Genomic DNA, 25,490 nt, shown 5'->3' on the forward strand with positions numbered 1-25,490 from the left:
ATTATTTTCATAGATTTAAATGCCGCTTAACCTCTTCGTAGTTCTCCTGAATGCTTCTGCTTCCGTCCACGAATATCACCTTGAATCCCCGATCCATGGCGTCCTTGGCCACATATGCCGCAAAACCGATATCTCGTCCCATCCAATTCTGAAACGCGTTATCGGGATCATCGCATTGATTCAGAATATCGTGGATCCATTCGCGCTTCGCATAATGCTCCTTCTGGAAATCCGGAACCGGTACGATCCATATTGCCTGATGCGGGCTGCATACCAGCTGTGCTACTTTTTCAGGTAAAAGCGCTGCTCCCTCCACAATAATGGGGGTTGAGGCCGGCATGGCCGATACATCATCCACGATCATCGGAAATTCCTCGCGATAAAACTCCAGCTCCTCATGAATCTGCTGCTCAACCGGTCGTGACCATAATGTATTCCAGTCCATATCCTTCAAACGGAACATGGTGGGATGCTCCGACGGATTGCATGAGTTTACATGCTTCTCGTTGAACAGATCACATTGATAATAGGTGTAGCCGTAATCTTTCGTGATCATTTCGGCAATCGTGGATTTGCCTGAACAAGGGGAACCTCCGATCCAGTATACGTGGGAGTAGTCTTTTTTCTCGTTCATCATCTAATCATGCCCCTCTGTCATTGTCTTTTCTTAACTCGTTTCGAATGTCCAGCAATACGTTCCAGATCGCCCGCAAATATACCACAACGAATAAAAAGCCTACAATCAATATCAATGCGATCATACCCATAATTTCTCCACCTTTGCTGCTCTGACTGGAGACCTCCAATTGACCATAACTCTTCTATGTATAATCCCTCTTGCCCTCAGAACTTTTTCGAATCCGGCTGAAATTCTCGTCCTTTCACAATGGAAAGGATGTAACAGCCTCCTTCGGATCTATTCATCGGAAAATGGTGGTTATCTGACTTCGTATCCTCTCTAATTATAACTATTCTTTTAGCTAAAAAGTTACGCTATCCTTTCATTCACACCATTGTCCTACATAACGAAAAGAACCGGCACCCCCCGGTGTAAAATTTATGATAGTCATACTCTCTTGTCCCCTGAACTTAGCCTACCACAGCATCCAGTTCCGTCTCTCGCTGTTCGTGTTCGGGAACTAACACCTCAACCACGACTCTAGTCGGTACGCAGATGATCTGCTGGTAGGGTTCCGAGATAAATCCCATATCCAGTGCAATTCGCTTCGGAGCATCCGAGTATATCATCTGGATCCCGTAGTCATACACTTTCAGTGTGTTGTGTCCAAACTTGGTTTTTATATCAATGATACGTTCGTCCGCGGTCAGCGGGACCGTCTCGTATTCTTTGCCATTCACCGTAATCAAAGCCTTGAGTTCTCCCTGCCGGTAATCTACATGGCTATGCTTCCACCACTGCAGTCCCGTGAAGGAGCCAAGGATCAGGATCAAGGCAAACAGGATCATATCTCCGCGTCTTATTCTGGACAACATGCTCCCTCCTCCACATGCACAGTCTTTGGAACCCCAGTATGAACGATGTGCGAAACCACCGAAATGAATTTTGTCACATTCGATATCCATGTGAACAGCTTGTACAACCGAAGGAGCAAGCCGCGAAAGCCTTGATGCAGCTCTTGCTATGGGGCAGCCTGCCGGCTGCCCGGAACGGACTCGATCATGTGTTGGAGGCAGTGATTTCAAGAATTGCTTGAATCACTTCCCTCTTTTCTATCAATACAACTCCGTTGACCTGCATGCACAGATTACATACCGCCCATAGACCCGTGCTCCCTGATAACACCAATTCCTTCCGACATACGGATGTACATAGCGCGAGATGCAGTCCTGACACTTGGCCCGTTGTCCCGCTGGATCACTCGTATACCACCACCCGGAAGGATAAGGACATAAACCTTTACAATCGCCGATCACCGTCTTGGGAGTGCAAATGATATAATCGGACGGACAGGAAGCATCCGCGCCGCAGCCCGAGCAATATTGTCCATGCGGAGGCCGGCATGGCCCCGCAGCAAACGAGATTTTGACGATATCGTCATCATCGGGCCGGACCAATACTTTGGCAAGCGTCTCGGCCGTTTTTTGCGCAAATTTATTCAGCAGCGACTTCCGAGTCATCTTCCGGGTAACCCGGCTGATCAACACCTGCGTCTCTTCGTCCTTGTTCTCCGGCTTCCGCCACATACTCTCACCTCATCTTAAGAAGCCCTTGATGCCTTCGCGTACGCTTCAAGTTGTTCCCGGCTGTTGACCAATCCCTTATGCCTGATAATGCCGTTCATATCCACCGCGTAGGCGTAGGGGGTGACCTGTACATCCAGATGATTCGCAAACTCCGAGCTTACGATCAGGACCTCATCGTCATAAGCTATTTTTCGGACATAATCCGATGCTAAATCCACGGACGAGAATAGCAAAAGGATGGGTTTCACGTCATTCATTCTGGCGATCCGCCTAAAATCCGGCAAAATATCAGCGCATTCCTTACACGTCGGCGATCCAAACAGCATGATGGAAGGCGTGCCAATCAGCTCGCTCGTCGACCACTCGGCTCCCTGAAGGGTCGTCGTTGAAGCCCCGGGTATTTTGTTGCCGACCGGAATGCCGGACTGATTCACGCCTCTCGCGGTGCCCATCACCATAATCCCCAACTGCCGAAACAGGACCAGATTCAGAATGACCAACGGTACGACCAGAATCCACAGCATGGTATATGAGATCCAGAAGAACGTGTTCATCGCGGCCTCCTTACAATTTTTTTATTTTGGAAACATAAGGTGCAACAATCTCCCGGTATATTCGGATCGCATGCAGCGCATCCGGAACCCCTATGATGATAAAGAGCGATAACAGCAGCATCACCCCCTCCATAAACAGGCCGGTAACAGCGAAAGAATGACTGTGCGCAAACCAGACAGGATGGCTGTAAGCCAACCCCATGAGACCCATCGCCAGATTGAACCCGATCAATGGAAAACCAAGCTTGGAGCTGATCTGAGGCCCGAGACAGCCGCAGTCCACCCTTCCTTTTTTTCGGATGAAATAAGCGACGCCCACGCCCTGAATGAAATAGAGTAAAGAGATGCACAGGAAGCTGAGCTGCGATGGAAAACAATATACCAAGGTCACTGACAGGACTTGCAGGAGGATGAGCAGAACATGCAGACGTGCACTTCCGGGGAAACGATCCGGATCACCGAATACACGGCTCCAGCCAAAACTCACCACTGATAACAGCATCGGCAGTGTAACGGATATCTCGAGCAACTCGTACATGGGCCCATATGCTCCTTTCTCTTCAGTAGGTGATGATCCAGATGATAGAACCAATGATCAGCAGCTTGGAGACCGTTTGCCGCACGGCCGAGAGCAGCGTAAGGTTGCGTACCCTTTTTTCAAGCATACGGTACACAATGGATCGGATCAGCGGAAGGCTGAACACGGTACCGCGAACAACCCCAAACATCGCCCCTGCCAGCAGGCTCAACCACCAAGGAGCGGCGAACAAGGAAACCAGAATATAGGCGTGAAAGAGGACACCCACCTGCAATGTGATGAAACCCAAGCCCAGAATTTGGCCCCATAATGCCGCGGAGCGGTACCCTGCGTGCTTGATCCATTCCGAGGGAACGATGAAATTGCCGGATGGAAGAATTCCCGTTTTTTGAATGAACTCCAAGCCCAGAAGTATGGCAAACAACACGACAATAATATCGTTTTGATATACACCAACCGGAGTTAATTTCAGCAAAAAATTGATGAAACCGATCGCCAGACCCATCATAGCGCCGCCCAAGGTACAGGACACGATATATACCAGCGCATATTTGGATTTACTGACCTTCGTGCCCTCCAGACTGCCTAAGACATTCAGCCCACAGGTGGTGTCCACGCTGGCCACCGCGGCACCGAAGGCAAATATAAAGAGCAACATCGACAGCAAGTTATGCCACCTCCCCACGACCCCTAGAAAGGAACCCTTCACTTCTTCATCTTATGAGTGACAGCCTGTCGATTATTTACACAAATATCCTATGCGCTTTGTATGCCTGCTACATGGCTATCTTATTGAGAAAAAAAGAAACCGTCCATGGACAATCTCCATAGACGGTTTAGATTTATGCATGCACGCTCGATGATTCCGTTATGCGACTTTATGATAATCCGAGATATCCACCTCAAGCGGCATTTCGGCTGCGCGCGCTTTTTGGGCCGATTTAAAGAATACGATAACCAATATGACGCTGATGACAGCACCCACAATGTAAGATACATTCATGGACTGCCTGAATCCGATCTCCGCGTTCAGAATATATACCGTCGTTGTGTAAAGCATAAACGCACCCGGAATCAGTGCTACCCAGTAATTTTTACGGGCAATGAACAGATACATCGCACTGACAAACAAAGCAATAACCGCAGTGGCCTGATTGGCCCAGGAGAAGTATCTCCAGAGAATGTTGAAATCAATCTGCGTTAAGGTAATAGAAATGACAAACAAAGGAATGGCAATGATAAGGCGCCGCTTCATGCTGAATTGCGGCAGTTTGATATAATCGGCAATGATCATGCGCGCGCTCCGAAATGCGGTATCCCCCGAGGTAATCGGCAGCACGATCACTCCCAGTACAGCCAGCGTTCCTACAACGGCACCTAATGTCACCTTCGCGACCTCGCTTACGACAAGACCCGTTCCGCCGGTTGCCAGAAGCTCGTTCAAGCCGTTAGACCCCTGGAACAAACTCATCGCCGCTGCGGCCCATACCATGGCAATGATCCCCTCGGCAATCATCATGCCATAGAAAATTTTGCGTCCCTGCTTCTCGGTCTGTGTAGTCCGGGAAATAATCGGTGTCTGGGTAGCATGGAATCCGGATAAAGCTCCGCACGTAATCGTCAGAAATAATAGCGGGAAAATCGGCATATGATCCGGATGCAGATTGGCTAATGTTAATTCCGGTATCGGTACCTGCTGTACAATCAGCATCCCGCCGACTCCAAGAGATGCTATGAGTAACAGTGCGCCGAATATCGGATAGAAGCGACCAATGATTTTATCAATAGGCAGCAGCGTAGCAAGAATGTAATAGCCGAAAATGAACAGGGTGATTATCCACAAACTGACTTTGCCATTCATCAGATTGTGAAGCAGGCTGGCCGGTGAGGTCACAAAGACGGTACCTACCAAGACCAGCAGCAGAATCGCGAAAGCGTTCACAACATGCTTCATCACTTTACCCAGAAACTTGCCAGCAAGCTCCGGCAGATGCGCCCCGCGGTTGCGGATGGAGATCATACCCGTCAGGTAATCATGCACAGCCCCGGCAAAAATACACCCCAGCACAATCCAGATAAAAGCAACCGGTCCATAGAGCGCACCCATAATGGGTCCGAAAATGGGGCCTACACCGGCTATATTGAGGAGCTGAATCAGCGAGTTTTTGTTCGAGCTCATGGGCAGATAATCAACGCCGTCCTGATTGACATAAGCAGGCGTTGCCCGTTCTTCTTTAACTCCGAACATTTTTTCAATGTATTTACCATAAGTGAAATATCCAATAACCAGCAGAATGATCGATATGATGAAGGTGTACATGCCTTCGCCCCCTTTTCCTGAAATCGCTTACATTGATTATAAGAAATTATCGAGGTCCGAGGGCGATTTTGAACTAACATGTCGTCTAGACGCATTAAGATGTTCAAATTTAAGGTTATTATGCACATCAAAAGGCTCTCATGCAGTCTTCATTCACATCATGAGCGTTCTAGCCTTATCACATCCACGTTTATTAAATCTCCAAAGCCTCTCGAAATGCCTTGGCATAATTTCGGCTTACGGCTAGTTTGTCGCTGCACCCCTTCAACTCAAGCTGGAATGCGCCGTTAAACCAAGGAACCAGGCTTTTCACATAATCAAGATGTACCACATAGCTTTTATGAATCCGGAAGAACGGATACTGCCGAAGCTTCATTTCCAGCTCCTTGAGCGGCGTTTTAACATGATATTCCTTATCGGCCGTGACAATCTTGGAGTATGCATCCTCCCTTGAGATATAAATAATATCATTCGGGTCTATGAACTTGATTTCCCCCTCCACATCCAACGACAGCTTGCCGGATAATTTTGATTGCACCCATGCGGCAGGGTCTTCCCGCCGTAATGATTGCTCAAGACGCCTCACCGTCTCCGCCAGTCGATCTTCGTCTATGGGCTTTAACAAATAGTCCAGCGCTTCAAACCGGAAGGCCTCTACACCGAATTGAGGGTATGCCGTGGCAAACACGATTTTCGGAGGGAGCTTCAACTCGTTCAAGGCTCTTGCCGTTTCAAGCCCGTTCATTAAAGGCATTTCAATATCCAGAAATACGGCTTCCGGCTTCAACTGCATGGTCTTTAAAACCGCCTGTTCCCCGGAATCCGCTTCCCCAACGATGTCCAATGTAGGATGCTGCTTCAATAAATAGATCAGTTCTTCGCGGCTGTACCGTTCATCATCCACGATGAGTGTTCGAATGGGTTCGATCATGTGTAAGAAATCCCTGCCTTCATGAGTAGAGTTTTACGTTAGCGGCTGCGGGAATCTGGAATTGAATTTCTGTCCCGACCGCTTCATCACTTTGGATGTTCAATGCTGCATGAGGCCCATACATCAAGGCCAATCTTCTGTTCACATTATACACAGCCATTCCTGTACCCGATGAAGAATCGAGCATTTGACGACCCAATAACCGAAGCCGTTCCGGCGTAATCCCCGTTCCGTTGTCTTTGATCGTAACGAATACACCGTTAGCCGGATCACCCTGAATGCGGATAAGTATGACACAATCGTTTGTTTTGTTTCTGAAACCGTGGCGTATGCTGTTCTCTATTAATGGCTGCAAGGTCAGCGGTGGTACAAGCGCCTGCAGCGCGGAATCCTCTACTTCATATTGAATTTGCAGCTTATCCTCGAATCTGGTTTGTTCAACGCTCATATAAGATCGTATATGCTGCAGTTCATCCTGGAGCGTGGCCTTCTCGGCGGTTGCGGCGGTCAAATTCTGGCGGATATAGTCCGATAGACTCCGCAGCAGCTTTCTTGCTTTCTCCGCATCAATCCGTGTTAAGGAGAGTATGGTGTTTAATGCATTAAACAAAAAGTGCGGATGAATTTGTGCTTGAAGCGTCTTGATCTCAGCTTCCCTGGCAAGTTCCTTGGTTTCCTCCAACTGAGCGGCTTCCAGCTGGTAGCTTAACAGCATCGTAAGACCAGACATCAATTCTGTTGTAACATGGGTAATGTCCTTCGGACTTCGAAAATAAAACTTTAGGGTACCCACGGTCTGACCCCCCTGCTTCAAAGGTCCGATGACAGCAGCTCCCAATGGACAATTCGGCTTCTGGCACTGAATATGCGCCCGATCCGCGATCAGCTGCTCCCCTTGTTCAATTACCCGGCGCGTCACTTCCGTCTGCAGCGGACGGCCTGCCGCATGATGATCATCCGCCGTGCCGACATGGGCCAGAATCATCCGATCATTCGTAATCGCAATCGCACTGGCATTGACTTCCTCGTAAAGAATCTGACATACCGCTTCCGCGGATTGCGCATTCATCCCCTGACGCATGTACCCAATGGTTCTGCGGGCAATACGAAGAGAAGCTTGAGCCTGCTGAGCCGCTGCCTTCTCCTCTTCATTCAATACGGATCGGATAATGAGCAGAAACAATGCACAACCAATTCCGTTTGCTACAATCATTGGAACTCCAATATAGCCGACCAAGGACATCGCCTGTTCGAATGGTCTGGACAAAAGCAGGATAATCAACATCTGAAGGGACTCCGCCAATGCCCCCATTAGAAGCGCAGCTGAGAAACGAACCTGCTCATTCTTCTTATGAAACAAGCTGGCCAGAAGACCTGCAAGTATGGTCGCGAGCCCACAGGCCAAACTCGTAAACCCACCTAATGTAAAACGGTGAAGCCCTGCAATCAGCCCTGCACCGAGCCCGATTCTGTAGCCTCCGAACAATCCGGCCATGACAACACCGACGACCCTTGAATTCGCAATCGCTTCGTCTTCGGAAACTTGCATCATCCATTTGTTGACTTCAAGGGATTCGGTGTTCACCGTAATTCCGGTATACGTCCCGATAATCCCTAAAATACCGAAGACTAATACGGCCTGAAGCTGTTGCACAGACGTCAGCTTGTCCTGACTTATCATCGATCGGAAGAACCTCAACCGGGTTACAATAAATGCAATCGTCACAATAATTCCAATCCGCTCGGTCATTGTAATCAGCAGTTCAAACATGGCGTCACTCCGCAATCTGACTTTGAATCGCTTACTCGTCACGAATAGATTCCTTAAGAAGTTTGCCGTAAACCTGGCAATACATACTAAATTATCATGGCAGAGGCTCAAAAAACAACAAAAAAACCTCCCGCTTCAATTCGTTCTAAAGCGGAGGTTGTTAAACTCCAAACTGTCATATTCGTTTGAGGAACTCAGATTTGTATGATTATCACCTTATGACCGGCTTTCTCCATTCCATATAAATACGGTCGTTAAACCCTTTCTCCTCCGCGTCGTTCTCGGATATGCGTTTAAACTCCCGGAATCCTAATTTCTGATATAACCGAAACGCGGTTTGGTTGCTGTCGGTCACTTCCAGGACATAACGCTTGTATGGCAGCTCCTCTTGGACATGCTTCATTAAAGCGGTGGAAACGCCTTTGCCGCGCGCTTTCGTAGTAGTTGCCACACATTCGATATAACCTGTTTCGTCATCATAGGACAATGCCGGGTTAAATTCGTTTTTCATGACGTTATATGCAAGCTCGCCTGTCTTGTCTCCAAAAGCCTCCTGAAGCGGAGCTACCTCGACCGGCATGGCTCGCTGACCCTGATGGGAACAGGCTAAAATCCCGATAATGACGCCCTGGACCTCAGCCACATAAAACACCTCAGGACTGAATAGACTCCGGAAGGCTTTCTTTAACGTGCTTCGATCCCCGGTGAAATAGGACAGTTCGTTATAATACCCATCGACAAACACTTCCGCCACTTCCTCGCGAACGTCTCGTTCATAATCTGCCATTCTTCTAATCGTAATGGAGCACATCATGTTCTCCCCCTGTCAAAAATGTAATCTGCGCTTCATATCCTTTCGGAATCCCTTATCTGCAATCAGACACATCCCGCCGAACGTTAATAAGGCATATACAGCCGCCGCAACGGCTGTCCATAATACGTGCGACATGCCGACGGCATACAGTAATAAGGGCACGAACCCAAGCAAGATCAGGGTTAACAAGTAACCTGCGAACTCACGCCAGCGCATTTTTCTGGTGCAGCATATTACGGTAATCAGAAAGGTTGCCGTCATCATCAAGAATGGAATGACGTAGCCGGTCGACCAGTAATTCGTCCCAGCTGCTACGTTAAGCCAAAGCAGCATGCCGGACAGCCCGAGCAGCTGTACGACGATTTTGCCGCCAAGGTGCGACTTGGACATCAAGGTATGTCTGATGAACAGCCATGCATAGAGCACGCAGGGCATGAGGTACAGACTCCACCATACTTCGTGATTTCCCAGAATATTTATAAGTAAGGATAAGCCGATGACAGACACTGAAATGAAGGTAAGCCACTTCGATAACAGACTGCCCGCAAGTTGCTCCTCTACAGCCTCATAGACGGGGTACCAAGAATTACCTGGAGAAGGTGCATCGCCCTTACCATGTAAATTTCTCCGGCATAGAGGACATGCTGCGTGCGCCCGGTCTACGGATACCCCACAGCTCTCGCATCTCATGCGCCCATCCCCCAATCATTGCTGACAATCCTTATATCCAATCCGCTTAGGCTGGCAAGCTGACGAAAAAAGTGCCTGATCATATCGCTCTCGACGATATTCCTCGCAAAGGTGATGGTAAGCTGGTCATTGATCGAACTGACGGCACAGTTCATTGGACTCTTGGCCGTAGGATACATCGTTGTTTCCATTGACTCGATATGCGCAGCCATACTCGCAGGGATATCGACTCGGCCCAGATTGGTAAGCGTAAGCGTTTTGGCTTCTTCACCGTAATGGTCGAATCCATAACGAATCGCCAGATCCTTCAATTTCAGCGGCGTGAATCGGGATAACAGGTTCTTCTCGTATTTCATGCTGCCAGCCATCGCTTGGGTTAGATAAGACTTCGTCGTTTTCTCTTTCATCTGTGCATGCACGATACCTAATACCTCATCCAATGTCATGCCTTCCTTCATCTGTACGCCAATGTTGATGACCGCAAAAAAGTTGCGCAGGCTGCTCGAAGGAAAGATTTTACGCAGGTTCACCGGCATGCTGATCACAATCGGCCGATTCCCGTTGTTAAAAGGCAACGTGGTCTCATAAACCGCCATCATCAAAATCGCTGTCAAGTAAGCGGTAAGGGTCACTCCCTTCTGCTTGGCCGCGGCATTCAGCCGCGAAGCGTGAATCATGCCGTGGATGACGTTGTGTCCATAAGGCGAGAATCGGGTACCGGGAATTTGCAATGCCTCCGGCATTCTGGAATCGGCCGTGACCGAAGTATAATGAGCTTTAAAGCTGTCCTGTGCCTCGGCGTAACGGGCAAATGAAGCAGGTGGCAGAATCAGACCTTCCTTGTCCTCTACTTTTTCGCCGAGCAGATATAAATACTGGAACACCAAGGTTTTGAGAAACTCCAGTGCCCCTCCCCCGTCCGTTAGCGCATGAAAAATCTCCACGCTGATCTTGTTGCCATGATATAAAACCCTCACCAAGCTTCCGCCATCAGTCGAGAGAGCTGCGGGAGCACAAGGATAGGTGGATTCCGGTTCCACCATCAAACGTGTCTCCTTCTCCCGCAGAAATTTCCAGAACAGGCCATTTCTAAGCTCGACGTTTAATAGAGGGAATCTCTTCATTACGCTATCGAGCGCCTGCTGCAACTCCGATGGCATCACGTCACTTGTCAGCATCATGGACAACCGGTAGGTTGATGAATTCTCCCTTCCTGCAACCGCGGGAAACAGCTTCCCGGCGTGGTCAAGTTTATACCATTCTTCCATCTGTTGCTCTCCTCATTTCTATTAGAACTCCCATTTAGCCGCACTCAACAGGCTTACCTTATGTACGTCGCTATGCCACTTTCACTCAAGCTTCAACCGCAGCCGATACCAAGATGGCATGCCCCTCTTCACGTGTAGGCCGCTTATCCGCCATTGAAAACCGCTTCATCAGCGATGAACGGGTATGTATTAACATCATGGGAACGAGTAATTCCGTTCTTCGGTCAATCCGGCTCTTGCCATCCGGGTGCATCACGGATAACAGCATTCGCAGGTAGGACGTGGTCAGCTTTTGGAACAAGTCCGGTTTCATCGCTTGATGCTCAAAACCAAGACCATGCGTTAATCCACGGTGCAGCAATGTAATCCCGACCAGCGCGCTGACCTCGCTGAACTCGGACCGATCTTCATATGCACGGCTAATCTGCAGCATGGACTTTCTTGCAAGTCTTGCTATTTTTAGAGCCGCACGATCCGGCCCTTCCGATCGGATTAGTTTGAGAATCGTTTCATTGTCCAAATGCAGCTCGCCTACCAGATCTCCATTCTGAATGACCGTCGAGTCCTCGCAGACGATGCGCTCTCCTCGATGCTTCTTAATCATGACCGTGCAAATGCCAAAGCGCGAGATATGCGAGCTGCGGAACCTGGAAATGAAGCTGAAGATACGCTCCCACATCATCCAGGAGCTTTGCATGACGGTTTTAAGTAATTTTCGCAGCAGATGGAACACCTCACTATTTTTTAGTTTGAATATGTCATTCCATGATTCTCCAGTAGATATCCGTTAATTTCATCATAAAGAAGATCTGCACAGGTTCACACCGTCTCAGGTACAGAGTTGCTCTCGGTCTCAAGACGGAGATGCGGATCAAAAAAGCTGCGTCGTTTATTACTCCTGATAATCCTGGGTCACAATGAAATGTCTTAAAATCATTTAGCTTATGACTTTGTATGCAAATCAAAACAACCTTTGGTCTGCACCAAAGGTTGCCTTGCCTTAAACGCTTATATCATCAACTCATTAGCCTCTCTCTGTCCCAGGGTGCTCCGGTTTCCCTATCAAGCCATAATAAAACAGGCGATCGATATCCCGAAGCATGGTAGGGCTCGCGTGTGTAATGAACCCCGGTCGTGCCAGCGCCTCCTTAAACACTTGAATATAAAACAATGCCGCTTCTATCGAAATTTCCGGATCAATAACCCCCTCCTGCTTGCCCTGCTCAATCAATTTCACAAAAAAGGGAATCGTTCTCTCCTTGTAAAATGCCTCGATATGCTCTTGAACAGTCGGTTCATTACTGATTTGAATAAGATCCGCGTTAATCTGATCCATGCTATTCTTTCGTGCCCCCAGCAACAACTCCAATTTTTCCTGAAAAGGGATGGGCTTATCCAGCAGCTTCTCATACTCGTTCATGATATTACTCATATAATCGATAAAGGTCATCCGGATAAGCTCTTCCTTGCTGCCAAAATAATTATATATGGAGACAGGGGACACGCGGGCGTGTTTGGAGATTTCTGCAATGCTTGTCTTTTCAGCTCCGTATTTCCTGATCAAATCGAAGGTTGCCTTCATAATTTGTTCTTTTTTCTTCACTGTCCGGAGTTGATAACCGTTCATATACTCACCTCTTGGATAAAACTATACGGAATGTTTTGTAATAATGCAATTCATAAATTTCAAAAATATCTTGATCATTGTTATCCAAAGGACTATTATGAAATACATGAATAGTTTAATTACAAATCATAAAAAAGGAAGTGTAATTATGAACCGTATACCTGGACCCGACTCCGCCCTTGTCTGGAGGATAAATATGCTTCATTTCTTCCTCAGTCCGTTCGCATTTCAGGAAAAATTATTTGAACAGTATGGTAAGCTCGCTGCCCTGGGGAAAAGCCACAAGCCTTCATCTGTCTTTGCGTTTGGACCCGATCTGAACCGTCAAATCCTATCCAATCCGAACTTTTTCGAGATGAGCACGGCTCTTGTTAAAATACCCAAAGACACCGTAATGGGGGATTTATTCTATCATAATCTGCTATTGATGAGCGGTGAGAAGCACAAACAGCACCGTCGTCTGATCCAGCCCGCCTTTCTGCATGGCCAAATTGAAAAATACGGTCAGGACATGGCATGCTTAACGGAACAATTGGCAGACGAATGGAGAGGACGTACCCGGATTGACATCAACGCCGAAATGAAAAAGTTAACGCAGCGCATCGCCCTTAAGACGTTATTCGGTGTTCACCATACTGAAATGATGGACTCCATGGGGATGCTGATCAATCGGTTTACGAAGTCTTTTTTGCTTACCGCCCTCGCCCCCGTTAATCTTCCCTTCACTCCATACCGTCGCTCTCTTCGTATTGCACAACAGCTTAATACTCAAATCCGGTTCATGATCCATGAGAAGCGACAGGAGCCAGATGCAACGGATGTCTTAGCCGCACTAATTAGAGGACACGATGAAGATGGTTTTTCATTATCGGATGAGGAATTAGTCGGGCATGCGTTCTCAATCTATACAGCGGGTCATGAAACCACTGCAAATGCTTTGACTTGGGCATTTTTTCTGCTGATACAGCACCCGGACATTTATGCGAACGTAATGGCGGAATTGAACGCCGTGATGGGTGGAAACCATCCGACTCGGGAGGAGCTGAGCCGACTCTCCCTGCTGGACCATGTGGTGAAAGAGAGTCTTCGTTTACTTCCTCCAGCGAGCATCGGCACCCGCATTACGGCTGCACCTTGTGAGCTGGATGGTTATGCCCTTCCGGCGGGAACGAATATCTTTTTTAGCCAATTCATTACCCATCGCCTGCCGGAGCTTTACGAGAGTCCGAATCAATTCAAGCCGCATCGGTGGGAGACCATTAAACCTTCTGCATACGAATTCTTACCATTCAGCGCAGGACCTCATATGTGTATAGGCTGGCACTTCGCCATGCAAGAACTTAAGATTGTCCTTGCGGTTCTTCTTCAACGATATCAATTTTCACTAGTCCATAATGCCAAAATCACTCCGAATCTGATGATGCGACCCGTTCACGGCATGCCTTTGCGTATCACTTTGAAGCACGGCAAATTTGAACGGGTTGACGTACGTGGTACCATTCATCGGCTTATCGAATATGGAGTCGAACCTGCTTGCCTTAAAAATTAATTAGTTGACACGAACCCAACATCGGTTCTAATCGTTTTTTTTCGTAATATTAAAAAGTAAGCGCTTCAAAATAACACATAATTGGTTTTCCATGTTAACCAAGCCATTGTGACTGCCGTAAAGTCAATTAGTTTTACATCATACTGACAAGGATGTGAATAAGATGATGTTTTCACATTTCCGTAGGTGCGGGCTTTTGTTGCTGGCGGCAGTTCTGATTTCTACAATCTGTATCCCATCTCCCCATGCTAAGGCAGCAGCGTTAATTACAATTGATTCTCATCAGGACGGGCAAACGCTTCAGCCGGGTGTAGCTGAGTTATTCGGAACCTACTCCGGCGTGTATGAACTTCAGCTCATCGTTAACGGTGAGTTTGTGACGGATGTTCAGATGGATGACCCGAATGGCGATGACAGCGGATCTTGGTCTTACAAGCTCGATACAAGTCAGTTGGACGGTCCAGTCGAAATGGTCCTTAAAGCAAACGATGCGGTTACGCGTTATGGTATCTGGTCTCCTTGGATTCACCTAAATATCGATAATCCTGCCGCACATATCCCAGAAGTACAAATTACCGGTCCTAGCGAGCAAACGTTGCAGCGCAGCAAAATGGATATTCACATATCCGCAGCAGGTAAAAATCCGATAACACTTGTTGAGCTCCGCATCAACGGAGGCGATTGGCTGCAGGTGTCCCCTGCCAAAAACGGATATAAATATACATTCGATTCGCGTCAATCCCCTCACCAGGTTCACAGTCTGGAGGCAAGAGCAACCGATTCCTATGGCAATACAGGTTATAGCCTAACGGTCTATGCAAGAACAGGTGGGCAGCGCCCTGCTAACCAAGGTGAAAGCCCCGCGACCGTTACGGATGCCGTCTATATGGATCTTGCTAACTCAAATCCCGTTAACGTAATAAATGACGTATACGATCCCTCCGTGGCGAATCCTGAAACGGTGACCAGCAACACCTATGACCCGGAACCGCTTCCGGATCAGGATCGTGCGATCTGGATCTGGGAAAATGCCTCCTACCCACTGGTACTGAATCCGAATTCCCGAGCTGTTCTCTCTTCCATGGCGAAGGATACAACCACCTTTAATCAACGTCCGATTACGACGCTTTATTTGGCTGTAGGTCAATATAACGGGGCAAAAATGCTGGAGGATCATCGAAGTGAAGTTCAACAATTCATCGAGTGGGCTCATGCACAAGGTTTCTATGTTCAAGCGTTGATCGCCGGCGGCACCTCCCCACCTTACTTCGGAGCCTATAGTCGATATCAGACTCAAGCCGTTAGGGAATTTGAGCAGATCTTGAATTACAATTTAGCTTCCGGCGAATTCGCTCGTTTTGATGGCGTGAACCTGGATACCGAACCGTATATCCTGCCGGATTTCAAAACAGCAAAGCCATCCGTTCAGATTCAGTACCTGGATATGCTGCAGCTGCTGATGGAACGCAAACAGGCATCGGGCCTCACCTTGTCCGTCGGCGCAGCGATTCCAAGATGGTACGATACTTCTGCCGACGCCAGCAATATCTCTTGGAACGGAAAAACGAAATGGCTGTCTGAGCATATTCAGGACACGGCCGATTATATCTCGATTATGAATTACCGAGATCAGGCCGAGGGCAGCGCCGGCATTATCGCACACGCGCTAAACGAGGTGGCCTATGCAAATACGATCGGCAAGCCGAAGTCGGTTGTGATCGGAGTCGAGACAAAAGACATCGCCGATGGCGGGGATCCGGAAACCATCAGCTTCCATGAAGAAGGGCGAACTTATATGGAGCAGGAGTTAGACAAGGTTTATGATGCTTTTCTGAACGATTCAGCGTTTGGAGGCATTGCTCTCCATCACTACTCCTCGATCATTGATTTTCCAAGCGAATGGGGACCTGGCGGCTACGCTTGGCAGCCTCCTGCTGACCATGAACCGCCAAGCACGGTCAGTGGAGCAACAGCGGCCACGTTTGATTTTCAACGGATTAATATAACTTATAATATGGCGATGGACAATACAGCCGTAAATGCATATCGGATCTACCGCGGTACCGAAGCCGACTTTGAGATCGGGCCCGCTACTTACGCCGGAATCTCTAAAGGACTTTCATATAAAGATACCGGGCTGCTGCCGAACACCACTTATTATTATAAAATCACGGCGGTCGATATCAGCGGCAATGAAGGAGCTCCCAGCGCGGCTGCCTCAGCAACAACAGCGCCGTCCACAATGAAACCGATGGTGATTGATCAGATGACCATCACCTATTCTGCCGGTATCGCCAGAGTAACCATGCAGATGGTCGATATGGAAACAAGGTCGCCTGTTACCGCCAAGATCAGCGGACGATTCACCCATATGGCAGGCAAATATGTCAACGCCGCTACAAATACGGAAGGTGTGTTCCAGTCGCAGTCCGAGCTCATCTCCCTTGCCCGAGGCGAGATCGGGTTCCTGCCGCGGCGCATCATGGCCGACTCCTATTACTGGGCCAGTGCTTATGACCAACTCCCGTACCCGACGGTCATATGGGAGCCTTGAGGCTCAAATATGCAGCGTTTCAGCCATACAGCATTACGCATGCGGATCATGCTTCCGATCCCTGTTGCCCCCAGATTTCTTATGATCCTATTACATGGTTGAAATCCGGGGACAAAGGGGACCGCTTTGCTTCTACAGCATGATTCCGCCTTCTCCGTTGGAGATTGGAAATCAAACAAAAACCTCTCTTGATAATGTAGGTGTTATACCACCACATATCAAAGAGAGGTTTCCTTATATTAAATATAAGATCTGCTTAAATTGTACAAATATCATTCATGTTAAGGTAGTGTGTTCAAGAATGGTTTCACCGTTTTGGCAAGCGTGTAATTCGTGGTCGTATCCCAGTTAATGGACCAAGTCATCGCTCCCCGTATATCAGGGTATTTAGCAACGGGTTTATAGCTTCCACAGCTGTCCCCAGTTGCTAGACAATTTAGGGCATTATTTACGACGGTTGGAGAAACATAACCGCCTCCAGCTGCTGAAGAGGTAGCAGGCACTCCTAGTCCCAATTGGGAAGGTGATACCCACTGTAGCGTTAAGTCCGAAAGAGCCGTCAGGAAATCAACCGTTCCTTGGGAATAGCATTTACCGTCACGGCCTAGCATGCATCCAGAATTATAATACTGGACGTTAATTACGGTTGTTATATCCTTCAGATTGTTATAAAGCTGCATATAGGAGGTGTTTGGATTCTGCATGTCTATCGTTTGGGGAGCCATCGTCAGAACAAAATCATTTCCTACTTTTTGCTTCAGTTGGCGGATCGTATTGGTTAAATTAGGTACATTCATGCCATGCTCCAGATCGATGTCGATCCCATCAAGCCCAAATTGAGTGATGATACCGTACATGCTGTTCACAAAGTTCGCTACATTCGGGGATGGATTATTCAAATTAATGTTCCCCAATTCCCCTCCAATGGATATAATGACCTTCTTGCCTTGAGCGCGTTTGGCCTGAATATCCGCGATCAGTTCGGCATTGGTGTACCCGCCAAGCGCTGCGGATAGCGCAGGATCTACAGTGAAAGTGACACCACCCGGATTAGCAGGATCCATCTCGGCAAACGCTAACACAATGATGTCGTACTGATCCGGTATATCTCTCACTTTCAACTTGCTCGCACCATTAACAAAGTTCTGCCAGTACCCTGTCAATATATGCTTCGTCGGCTGGGGACCTCCTGTTCCTTCTGAAGTGGTTGTGTTCACGATCGCACTGGCAGGAGAAAGATTCCCGGCAGCATCCTTAGCAATGACCTTAAAAGAATATGTCGTGTTCGGTGAAAGACCCGTTATTGTCGCTGTCGTACCGGTAACCGAAATGGCAAGGGATGTGCCTTGGTATACATCATATCCTGTCACGCCTACATTGTCCGTAGATGTTTGCCAGGATAAAGTAACGCTTGAAGAAGTGACTGCGCTTACAATTACATTCGCAGGAGTTGTCGGGGCTACAGTATCATTACCTCCACCACCTTGAACAAACTGCCACAATGCAGGAACATTGGGCGGTTCCCATCCGGGTAATGAGGTATGAGGCTGAATAGCCTTATACGATTTCCCATCGTACGTCACGTTGTCGTTAACGGCATAAGAAACATTGGGTGCCCAAGCGCCCCGGTCTGCTGCAGACACCTCAAGGGAAAAAAAGTTCAACACCATAGACACGACGACCAATAAAGGCAATATCATCACTCTTGATTTGTCCAGCACTCTGAATATACCCTTTTTCATCCATTAATCCCTCCTCAATAAATAAATTGATCATCCAGCCTTAGCCTATCTTGCGTAAGACGACATTACCTCCTTTATGACATACAATTATCTTGTTAATTCTCTAAAACCAGGTCGATGCATTTTATTTACTCAATTTTGATTCATTTACATAATTCGCAAGTTGATTTACATGTCAAAAAATTACTTTATATGTTAATTATTATCAATAGCTCTGAAGGATCAATTTGTGTCTGTAAGATTTTTCGAACAAGATACGCCTGACTTAGGCAACACAAAAAACAACCATCCTCCTTGAAGTGTGTTCAGGAGAACGGCCGCTTGGAGCATTGTATGTAATGGTGAAAAAACAGCTCTTCGCGAGGCAGCACTACGCATGCGGATCATGCTTCCAATCCCTGATACCCAAACTGCCAGCTCAGTTTTGAGTTCACACCGTAATGCCTACCTTAAGATTATTTTCAATATTCAATATCCGCATCAACAAAATATCGGCCCTTTACCCCGCCAATCACTTTATTAAGCTCACTCAGCACCCGTTTCTCTTCGACAGGATCGGTCCACCAATTGTCCCGTCTCCCTAGAGAACGATGGTCCGGGCACCACACATACTCATACCAAGGGGGCATAAAGGTCCTGAGCATCAGTTGGCATCGGCGCATATGTCCAGGTGCACTGACGAGCAAGAGCCGATGGATTCGTTGTAACCCCAATGTCCGGTCTAGCACGGTTAGGGAGGCCATAATATTTTCCTTCGTATGGTTGGACATCGTTTCTATAAAAATGGATTCTGCCGGAATACCCATTTTTATCGCTTCATCCCGCATCATAACCGCCTCAGGCTGCTCCCACTCGCCAAATCGGTCTCCACCCGTGAATAATAGATAGGGGGCGCGTCCACTTTTGTATAATTCAACCGCTTTCCATACCCGGTCCAGATTTTTTCCGCCAAACACAAAGATACAATCTCCGGACTGCGTACCATCATCAACTTCCGTTTCCGCTCCGAACACCACCGTTGTGATTTGTTCTCTCGTCAATGTCTCTGGATTCATCTGTGAGATCAGCAATTAGAACGCCCCCCGTTGTCTCATGTACATCAAAACCCAAGCCAGGCTTGGTCGACTTCCGTATCGATAAAATTACACAAGTTTTGCAGGGTCTGGAGCCCTCCATGTTCCATAAACGTTGGACTGAACGGCAGCAGCATCCGTTAGGAACCTCTATGCTTTAATCTAATCTACTGATTTAACACGCTTTGCCATAATAATATCCGGTTTTCCTATTCCATTCGCATCTGGTATAACGCCGACAATTGCAAAACCTAACTTTCTATAAAAGTTCGCTGGGTGATCAAGACTTTCAAAATTGGATAGATGGGCCGGAATATCATCATACAAATTCACGTTTGCTAGACTGGTTTGATTATACTCATCATCCGTACCCAATATGATGGTTATACCTCCGCGTTGGTAGACCTGACATTCAAAGTCGTTCATCAATGACTTTCCTAAGCCTCGCATTCTACTATCTTTTCTAATGACTAATGGATGCAGTTCCCACACATTACCGTCATACTGACTTCTCCCGCCAACCCACCCTATAACTTCATCATCTCCATTAACTAATACTCTACTTATAGAATCATCACTTAGAGATTCCAAAACTTCACGTATGGCAGAATCTATTGTGGGCCATGCTTCAAAACTCTCATGCAGTAACCTCGCTGTTTGATTTATCTTATCAGTATCCTTTTCTAACAAATCCATTACGATCAATATATGTACTCACATCCTCTATAGATTCTATAACTTCATCTCATTCCATTAAATCATTCAAAAAAAGACGAATCACACGATTGTCCCATACCTGCACTTCTATATATCGTTCTGGTCCTTGATTCCCGTCTTTATTCCATTCTTGCGGCCAACCATATTCGTCCACCAACCGGAGGATTTCGTTCTTTAAGTAGACCTTTCCTCTGTAAGGCTTGACGTCTTTAAGGCGCATGGTGGGAAATAAGTCACCATAAGTAAAACTAATCATCTCGGGGTCAACATCATCGAGGGGAATCTTGACTTCCCTCCCGCTCTGATACCACTCCTTGATCCATTCGCAAGGGCCAAGTGTCATGTAGTGTGGATATTTATTTGTCGGCCGTCCACCCTTAGCTATGAATAGATCTCTTGCACGCGATTCTAATTCGCGTCGGATTACGATATAATCACCCCCGCGTTGACTCGCAAACATATTTTTATTTTGTTGGAGTCTTCTCTGTACTTGCTTCGCTTCTTCTATAGATAGTGCGGATAGATTTTGAAAGGGTCCGGTTCCTGCATCATAATAATGATATAAGAATAATTCCACGGCTTCTTCCTTTCCTCGATTACAGCGATATTATTTCGCTCGTTGATTTAAAACCCACTTATGTTTCTCCGAAGTCTCCGAGGCTTCAAATATCAGCTCGCCCATGGTCAACTTACCTTGATTCCATTTTAATCTGGATACTTGTACTTGTTGATCTGTTGACAGCAAATTTATAGAATGATCTGGAATCTCCATCTCAATCTCAAAATCATTTATTATTCTGACCTTGGATTTATGAGAAGAAATGACAGGAAGTCCACTTCCATAAATCATGTAGAGACCATATTTTTGATTGTTTTCTTCATAAAAATACACACCCGTCCCTGTTGCTTCCCACTCCCGATTTTCAATGGCCGTCCATATTTCATATTCATTCTTCATCCATTGATTAACATGAAATAGTAAAAACACGAAAAGGACGACAACAAGGATAAGTAATGATTGTTTTTTCATAGGCTACTCCACATTATTAATTAGGGGACTTACATCATATATCACGACTTGTAATTATCGATTTTCACTCGCGATTCTCTGCTTTTCACCCTCGATGTAATCATATACTTTAGATATCTCTTCTCCGTAGTTTTCTTTAATTTCAAAATAAGGGACATCTGACGCCAAACACTTTTCACGGAAAGCCTCATGCTCCAGTATATAATCAGTAGGGGTTCTTTCTTCAGGATAGGTACGTGTTTCGATAGCATTGCGATGTTGAATGATGTTGGATTGGAAGTTTTGCTGAATATACGTGGTTGAGAATCCCAAGAATACCGGTATGATGTGCGCTAAGTAGGAGGGCTCGATATCTTGAAGATGGTGAGGCAGAATGTAGCAGCCTTCAATGATTAGATTCTGGTTATTCTCTATGTTCGTCTTGATGATCTCTTTGAGGATCGGCCATAATTTCTCACCGATAAACTCTGCTGAATCCAGGGGGGTGAAACCGCAGTTCATATCCGCTCTGTATAAGCCCATTTTTAAATGGTCGATCGAAAGATATGGAGCGTGATACCTCTCGAGCAATTGTTGAGCCATATAGGTCTTACCCGTGCAGGTGTTCCCGCTAATTAATATGATCATATTCGTTACAGTTCTCCTTTAAAGGCATTGGCATTAACTCGTTAGGCAAGCCAGCCCAGAAGTAATATGAGAATTCATGTTCCGCATCTATTGCCCAAACCACTGCCGGAAAGTCCGGTCGGTTCTGTTTTTCTCGTGGGATGAAGATTTCAATATCAGCCTCTTCGCTAAAATGAAAAAGCATTCATGCACCTCATTTTATATGTGTATTTCAGCAATTTCGTATACTTTAATCACTTACTAAACCCGTCACAATCCCTCAAAGTAAAGTACAATAAACCATCCTTCAAATCCTTCGAAAATGTCTAAATACTGCTTTTGCATTTGTCAATGTTAGTTCACTAATGAGAAGTCTCTCGGTCTCAAGATCCGGATAAATTACTTTCAGTTACCACCTTTTGGTTCAAGTATGTTGCTTAATCATTAGCAATAACGAATACCGTCTTCGCATCAAAGTTAAAGACCTTCGGGCGACCGAAGCTCATTTCTTAATTTGCCATTTCTTCATGTACACCCTAGCTTCACTGACTCAGGTCTTCTGGCAATCCGCCTAGATACATCTCCATAGCATTCGAATAGGTTTCTAGTGTTTGAGTAATGACTGGATGAGGCTGTGCGTAATTAATCTCATAATCCTTCTCACCATATTCTTCCCTAACAGGAAAGGCTAATCTCTCCTTATCTATTGAAAACTGCGCATTTATGCCTTCCTTATTTCCTCTTGCGTCTAAACGTATCCACCTGTCATGCTCCCTCAAATACACTGTATTCAAAGCATGCAAACAGTACCCATCCTCGGGTTTATCGAATAGGGTTAACCTTTGATAACAAATGCCTGAAGGTATACCCATTCCTCGCAGTATTCCTGTCAACAAATGAGATTTGGCGTAGCATATTCCATGTCTTTGGTTCAATACTTCAGAGGCCTTCCTTGTTACTTCTTCGTTTTTAATATCAAAAGAATGATCGATCTGATCGCGCACGAATTCAAATGCTGCCTGTATTCTTTCGATTTCAGTCTCTTCTGTAAAAGATAAGATCACAGCTTGTATTTGAGCATCAAAATAATCAATATACTCAGATGCCTGCAAATAGGCTTCCAATTGTGCTAACTGCTTCATTGTTTCTCCTCCTAGTATTTATAAAGCAATTTCAGCTAACTGCTTTCGTAGTTCACGACGTCCAAGAAGCTCCAACTTCTTATCGGCAGGTATTCCTTTTTATTACAGATATTTTTTGAATGCTCTACTTGAATTACCGTCATATCCCAACCTATCGTAAAATAAATGAGCCTCAGTCCTTGAACTTCCACTTGTAAGAAATAGCTTTAAACAGTTCTTCTCGACGCATAAACCTTCAATATATTTCATTAATTCTGAACCATATCCCTTTCCTTGTTGTGCTCTTGAAATAATAACTCTTTCTACAACACCAAACGGCCTAGACCCCACTAATGCGTCCAAGCAGAGATGCAAATGAGCAGTTCCCACAATCTTTTGCTCTAGTTCGTAGACGAATAAGAAGCTATTCGGATTATTTTGGACTTCACTTATTCTTTCATTTGACACATATATTTCAGTGTTGCTAGGTAATAATTCCTTATATAATCCCTCAATTTGTTCTGCATCTTTTGGTTCCGCTTCACGAATCATAGTTTTTCTCCTTTTCTTTCTTAAGCTGATTTCATATAACGTTTCCATGTTCTGAACGTCAACCCAACTTTAAGCGAACGTTAGTGAGCGGCCGTGATGGGTTAGATGGGTACGGGCGTGTCCGCCCGGATCTCCTCCTGCTCGATCCATGTCTTGAGGCGGACCAAGAGGTGAACATCGTGTTATGTGTAGTCAGTAACCTCATTGAACTCTCCACACATAATATGTTCTAGAAATCTCCCTGCCAGCGTGAATATTACGTTATCGGAAGTCTATGCCTTCATCGAAATTTCAACGCATTCCCTTACTGTTCTTTCAAGAACATCAATGACTTCTTCAAATTCAAGAATTTCCAATTCTTGTTCTTTCGCCTCATCTTTCATTGCAAAATCATTTTCTAAATCCTTTATTAATTCTGGCAGGTATCTATAATCAATCTCTTCAATCTCAATGGACTTGACTTCCATCGGTCTATATTCAATGGAATAATAATCAATCAATTTTCCATTTAGTCTCCAAAAATCTCTATAATACTTTAACTGCGCTTCTTTTTTATCCGGTTGAGGCAACCACTTTATTTTCTTGTAATAAATTTCTTCGACCCATATAACATCAGATATTAAATGAAAAAAGTAACCTAGATAAAATGGTTCTCTCATATATCTCAGATATTTCTCATGGAATCCTAAATAATCGGCAAATATTTGCCCTTCATTATTTGTCCTTACGAAATGAGAAATGGTTTTGGGGGTTTTCATATTTTTATTCACATCAGGAGCAATGCCACCTAAGAAAAATTGATTATCATCAATCTTGAATTCTTTGGCAAGACGGGCAGTAATACAATAATGCATGATTCTAGATCCCATGTTATTCTCCTTTGCATAGAGTTCTCATAACGTCCTTGTATCTTATCGGATGTCACATTCATATGCTACTCTCAAAATCATTTCCTTATTACTCTTTACTACAATCAGTTTTTCTTTATGTTTTTCCAGCATTTCATGTATCTTCTTCTTATTATCCGTATCAAATTTGCTATTCCATTTCAACATTTCGATTAACCCTTTTAAGGTTTGTTGGTATTTAGATCTCTCCAGTTTTGTTCTCTGTTTGATAAATCTGGTTATAATTCTAATTGCTCTATTCATTGGTCTAGGTGATAAAAAGATAATTACATCTGCTTCTTCAAAGCTTCGTCCCACCCACTTGTGATATACCCCTTCAATAATCCACTGTTCTTTGTTTATAATTCCTTCAAGTATTTTATCTCGGACCTCCGGCGAATTTTTCCCACTCAATTCGACTGTACCATTCCACACAACGTCATCTAATTCAAAGAAAGGAATATGTAATCGTTTGGAAATCTCTCTAGCTAAATATGTCTTTCCACTTCCTGTTGATCCAATAATATGGATCTTCTTATGGGTGAACTTCATTATTCCCTCCCTTTTACTTAATAGAGTTTAGAATGCAAGTGATTTTACATAGCATCTTTGTGTTACGATCCCTCACTGGCTCGGTTTTTGGCCATTGAATTTAATAAATTGCGTTCAGAGAAATCGCGAATGCACCGATGCTTGAAAATTATGTTAGACGAAGTTAACGCTTCGCTGTTCTACTCACGAATGATCTTATGTCCATTAATACGTGTTTAATAAGCTATTTATATTGGTTTTCAATTACCCAAAATACTCTTTCCAGGTTCACTTCTTTTTCCAATTGTGTTATCATAATTTACAAAGAAGCCGAGTGCGGGAACACTCGGCTGAACAATTGGCTTGGATGGTTTATTCCCTTCTAAGCGATCAGAATAAAAACCCACCTT

At 45.7% G+C, this 25,490-nt stretch carries 28 protein-coding genes; 2 read left to right on the top strand and 26 right to left on the bottom strand.

Going from position 1 to position 25,490, the window contains the following annotated elements; translation table 11 throughout:
• Positions 1 to 7: 7 nt before the first annotated feature.
• The 15 genes from ACQKPA_RS00165 to ACQKPA_RS00235 all read right to left on the bottom strand — a co-directional run bounded on the left by ACQKPA_RS00165 (position 8) and on the right by ACQKPA_RS00235 (position 12,718).
• Complete coding sequence (locus tag ACQKPA_RS00165; RefSeq protein ID WP_427488394.1) at positions 8 to 637, bottom strand: hypothetical protein; 630 nt, start codon at positions 635 to 637, stop codon at positions 8 to 10.
• A gap of 4 nt (positions 638 to 641) precedes the next feature.
• Positions 642 to 767, bottom strand: coding sequence for a hypothetical protein (locus ACQKPA_RS00170; protein ID WP_258394524.1), 126 nt, complete (start codon positions 765 to 767; stop codon positions 642 to 644).
• A gap of 322 nt (positions 768 to 1,089) precedes the next feature.
• Positions 1,090 to 1,494 carry a NusG domain II-containing protein gene (locus tag ACQKPA_RS00175; protein ID WP_427488395.1) on the bottom strand — a complete coding sequence of 135 codons (405 nt, stop codon included), beginning with the start codon at positions 1,492 to 1,494 and terminating at the stop codon, positions 1,090 to 1,092.
• 240 nt (positions 1,495 to 1,734) lie between these two features.
• Complete coding sequence (locus ACQKPA_RS00180) at positions 1,735 to 2,205, bottom strand: hypothetical protein (protein WP_427488397.1); 471 nt, start codon at positions 2,203 to 2,205, stop codon at positions 1,735 to 1,737.
• Between the two features lie 14 nt (positions 2,206 to 2,219).
• Positions 2,220 to 2,759, bottom strand: coding sequence for a methylamine dehydrogenase (locus ACQKPA_RS00185; protein WP_427488399.1), 540 nt, complete (start codon positions 2,757 to 2,759; stop codon positions 2,220 to 2,222).
• Between the two features lie 10 nt (positions 2,760 to 2,769).
• Positions 2,770 to 3,297 (bottom strand): MauE/DoxX family redox-associated membrane protein, encoded by a 528-nt coding sequence (locus ACQKPA_RS00190; protein WP_427488400.1) that lies wholly within the window; start codon positions 3,295 to 3,297, stop codon positions 2,770 to 2,772.
• 22 nt (positions 3,298 to 3,319) lie between these two features.
• On the bottom strand, positions 3,320 to 3,955 hold the full coding sequence (locus tag ACQKPA_RS00195) for a hypothetical protein (RefSeq protein WP_427490189.1): 636 nt from the start codon (positions 3,953 to 3,955) through the stop codon (positions 3,320 to 3,322).
• A gap of 210 nt (positions 3,956 to 4,165) precedes the next feature.
• Positions 4,166 to 5,617, bottom strand: a complete 1,452-nt coding sequence (locus ACQKPA_RS00200) for a carbon starvation CstA family protein (RefSeq protein ID WP_427488401.1) — start codon at positions 5,615 to 5,617, stop codon at positions 4,166 to 4,168.
• Between the two features lie 193 nt (positions 5,618 to 5,810).
• Positions 5,811 to 6,548, bottom strand: coding sequence for a LytR/AlgR family response regulator transcription factor (locus ACQKPA_RS00205; protein WP_427488402.1), 738 nt, complete (start codon positions 6,546 to 6,548; stop codon positions 5,811 to 5,813).
• 19 nt (positions 6,549 to 6,567) lie between these two features.
• On the bottom strand, positions 6,568 to 8,319 hold the full coding sequence (locus ACQKPA_RS00210; protein ID WP_427490191.1) for a LytS/YhcK type 5TM receptor domain-containing protein: 1,752 nt from the start codon (positions 8,317 to 8,319) through the stop codon (positions 6,568 to 6,570).
• Positions 8,320 to 8,530: 211 nt separating this feature from the next.
• Positions 8,531 to 9,133, bottom strand: a complete 603-nt coding sequence (locus tag ACQKPA_RS00215) for a GNAT family N-acetyltransferase (RefSeq protein ID WP_427488403.1) — start codon at positions 9,131 to 9,133, stop codon at positions 8,531 to 8,533.
• A 12-nt stretch (positions 9,134 to 9,145) separates the two neighbouring features.
• Positions 9,146 to 9,823, bottom strand: a complete 678-nt coding sequence (locus tag ACQKPA_RS00220; protein WP_427488404.1) for a DUF6320 domain-containing protein — start codon at positions 9,821 to 9,823, stop codon at positions 9,146 to 9,148.
• A complete protein-coding gene (locus ACQKPA_RS00225; protein WP_427488405.1) occupies positions 9,820 to 11,091 on the bottom strand; it encodes an alcohol acetyltransferase in 1,272 nt (423 codons plus the stop codon). The genes ACQKPA_RS00220 and ACQKPA_RS00225 overlap by 4 nt, the downstream gene beginning before the upstream one ends.
• An 85-nt stretch (positions 11,092 to 11,176) precedes the next feature.
• Positions 11,177 to 11,788, bottom strand: a complete 612-nt coding sequence (locus tag ACQKPA_RS00230) for a YkoP family protein (protein ID WP_427490193.1) — start codon at positions 11,786 to 11,788, stop codon at positions 11,177 to 11,179.
• Between the two features lie 327 nt (positions 11,789 to 12,115).
• The gene (locus ACQKPA_RS00235) at positions 12,116 to 12,718 is read right to left on the bottom strand and encodes a TetR/AcrR family transcriptional regulator (RefSeq protein WP_427488406.1); all 603 of its coding nucleotides are present in this window, start codon (positions 12,716 to 12,718) and stop codon (positions 12,116 to 12,118) included.
• Between the two features lie 148 nt (positions 12,719 to 12,866).
• On the opposite strand from ACQKPA_RS00235, the gene ACQKPA_RS00240 reads away from it, so the two are divergent.
• Entirely contained in the window at positions 12,867 to 14,267 is a 1,401-nt protein-coding gene (locus ACQKPA_RS00240; protein WP_427488407.1) for a cytochrome P450, read from the top strand.
• 163 nt (positions 14,268 to 14,430) lie between these two features.
• Complete coding sequence (locus ACQKPA_RS00245) at positions 14,431 to 16,821, top strand: fibronectin type III domain-containing protein (protein WP_427488408.1); 2,391 nt, start codon at positions 14,431 to 14,433, stop codon at positions 16,819 to 16,821.
• 281 nt (positions 16,822 to 17,102) lie between these two features.
• Here the strand turns inward: ACQKPA_RS00245 and ACQKPA_RS00250 are convergent, their stop codons facing one another.
• The 11 genes from ACQKPA_RS00250 to ACQKPA_RS00300 all read right to left on the bottom strand — a co-directional run bounded on the left by ACQKPA_RS00250 (position 17,103) and on the right by ACQKPA_RS00300 (position 25,101).
• Positions 17,103 to 18,563, bottom strand: coding sequence for a chitinase (locus ACQKPA_RS00250; RefSeq protein ID WP_427488409.1), 1,461 nt, complete (start codon positions 18,561 to 18,563; stop codon positions 17,103 to 17,105).
• Between the two features lie 461 nt (positions 18,564 to 19,024).
• A complete protein-coding gene (locus tag ACQKPA_RS00255) occupies positions 19,025 to 19,633 on the bottom strand; it encodes a YdcF family protein (protein ID WP_427488410.1) in 609 nt (202 codons plus the stop codon).
• A 165-nt stretch (positions 19,634 to 19,798) separates the two neighbouring features.
• Positions 19,799 to 20,332 (bottom strand): GNAT family N-acetyltransferase, encoded by a 534-nt coding sequence (locus ACQKPA_RS00260; RefSeq protein ID WP_427490195.1) that lies wholly within the window; start codon positions 20,330 to 20,332, stop codon positions 19,799 to 19,801.
• 49 nt (positions 20,333 to 20,381) lie between these two features.
• Positions 20,382 to 20,930, bottom strand: a complete 549-nt coding sequence (locus ACQKPA_RS00265) for a hypothetical protein (protein ID WP_427488412.1) — start codon at positions 20,928 to 20,930, stop codon at positions 20,382 to 20,384.
• Between the two features lie 30 nt (positions 20,931 to 20,960).
• Positions 20,961 to 21,383, bottom strand: a complete 423-nt coding sequence (locus ACQKPA_RS00270; protein WP_427488414.1) for a hypothetical protein — start codon at positions 21,381 to 21,383, stop codon at positions 20,961 to 20,963.
• 54 nt (positions 21,384 to 21,437) lie between these two features.
• Positions 21,438 to 22,010 carry an AAA family ATPase gene (locus ACQKPA_RS00275; protein ID WP_427488416.1) on the bottom strand — a complete coding sequence of 191 codons (573 nt, stop codon included), beginning with the start codon at positions 22,008 to 22,010 and terminating at the stop codon, positions 21,438 to 21,440.
• Positions 21,994 to 22,194 carry a DUF6886 family protein gene (locus tag ACQKPA_RS00280; protein WP_427488418.1) on the bottom strand — a complete coding sequence of 67 codons (201 nt, stop codon included), beginning with the start codon at positions 22,192 to 22,194 and terminating at the stop codon, positions 21,994 to 21,996. The genes ACQKPA_RS00275 and ACQKPA_RS00280 overlap by 17 nt, the downstream gene beginning before the upstream one ends.
• 337 nt (positions 22,195 to 22,531) lie before the next feature.
• Positions 22,532 to 23,131: a transglutaminase-like domain-containing protein gene (locus ACQKPA_RS00285; RefSeq protein WP_427488420.1), complete on the bottom strand. Its 600-nt coding sequence runs from the start codon at positions 23,129 to 23,131 to the stop codon at positions 22,532 to 22,534.
• Between the two features lie 102 nt (positions 23,132 to 23,233).
• Entirely contained in the window at positions 23,234 to 23,662 is a 429-nt protein-coding gene (locus ACQKPA_RS00290; RefSeq protein WP_427488422.1) for a GNAT family N-acetyltransferase, read from the bottom strand.
• Positions 23,663 to 23,934: 272 nt separating this feature from the next.
• A complete protein-coding gene (locus ACQKPA_RS00295; RefSeq protein ID WP_427488424.1) occupies positions 23,935 to 24,531 on the bottom strand; it encodes a hypothetical protein in 597 nt (198 codons plus the stop codon).
• Positions 24,532 to 24,573: 42 nt separating this feature from the next.
• Positions 24,574 to 25,101, bottom strand: coding sequence for a DNA topology modulation protein FlaR (locus tag ACQKPA_RS00300; RefSeq protein ID WP_427488426.1), 528 nt, complete (start codon positions 25,099 to 25,101; stop codon positions 24,574 to 24,576).
• Positions 25,102 to 25,490 lie beyond the last annotated feature (389 nt).

The organism is Paenibacillus sp. NPDC093718, assembly GCF_050279985.1.
GTDB lineage: Bacteria > Bacillota > Bacilli > Paenibacillales > Paenibacillaceae > Paenibacillus_AQ.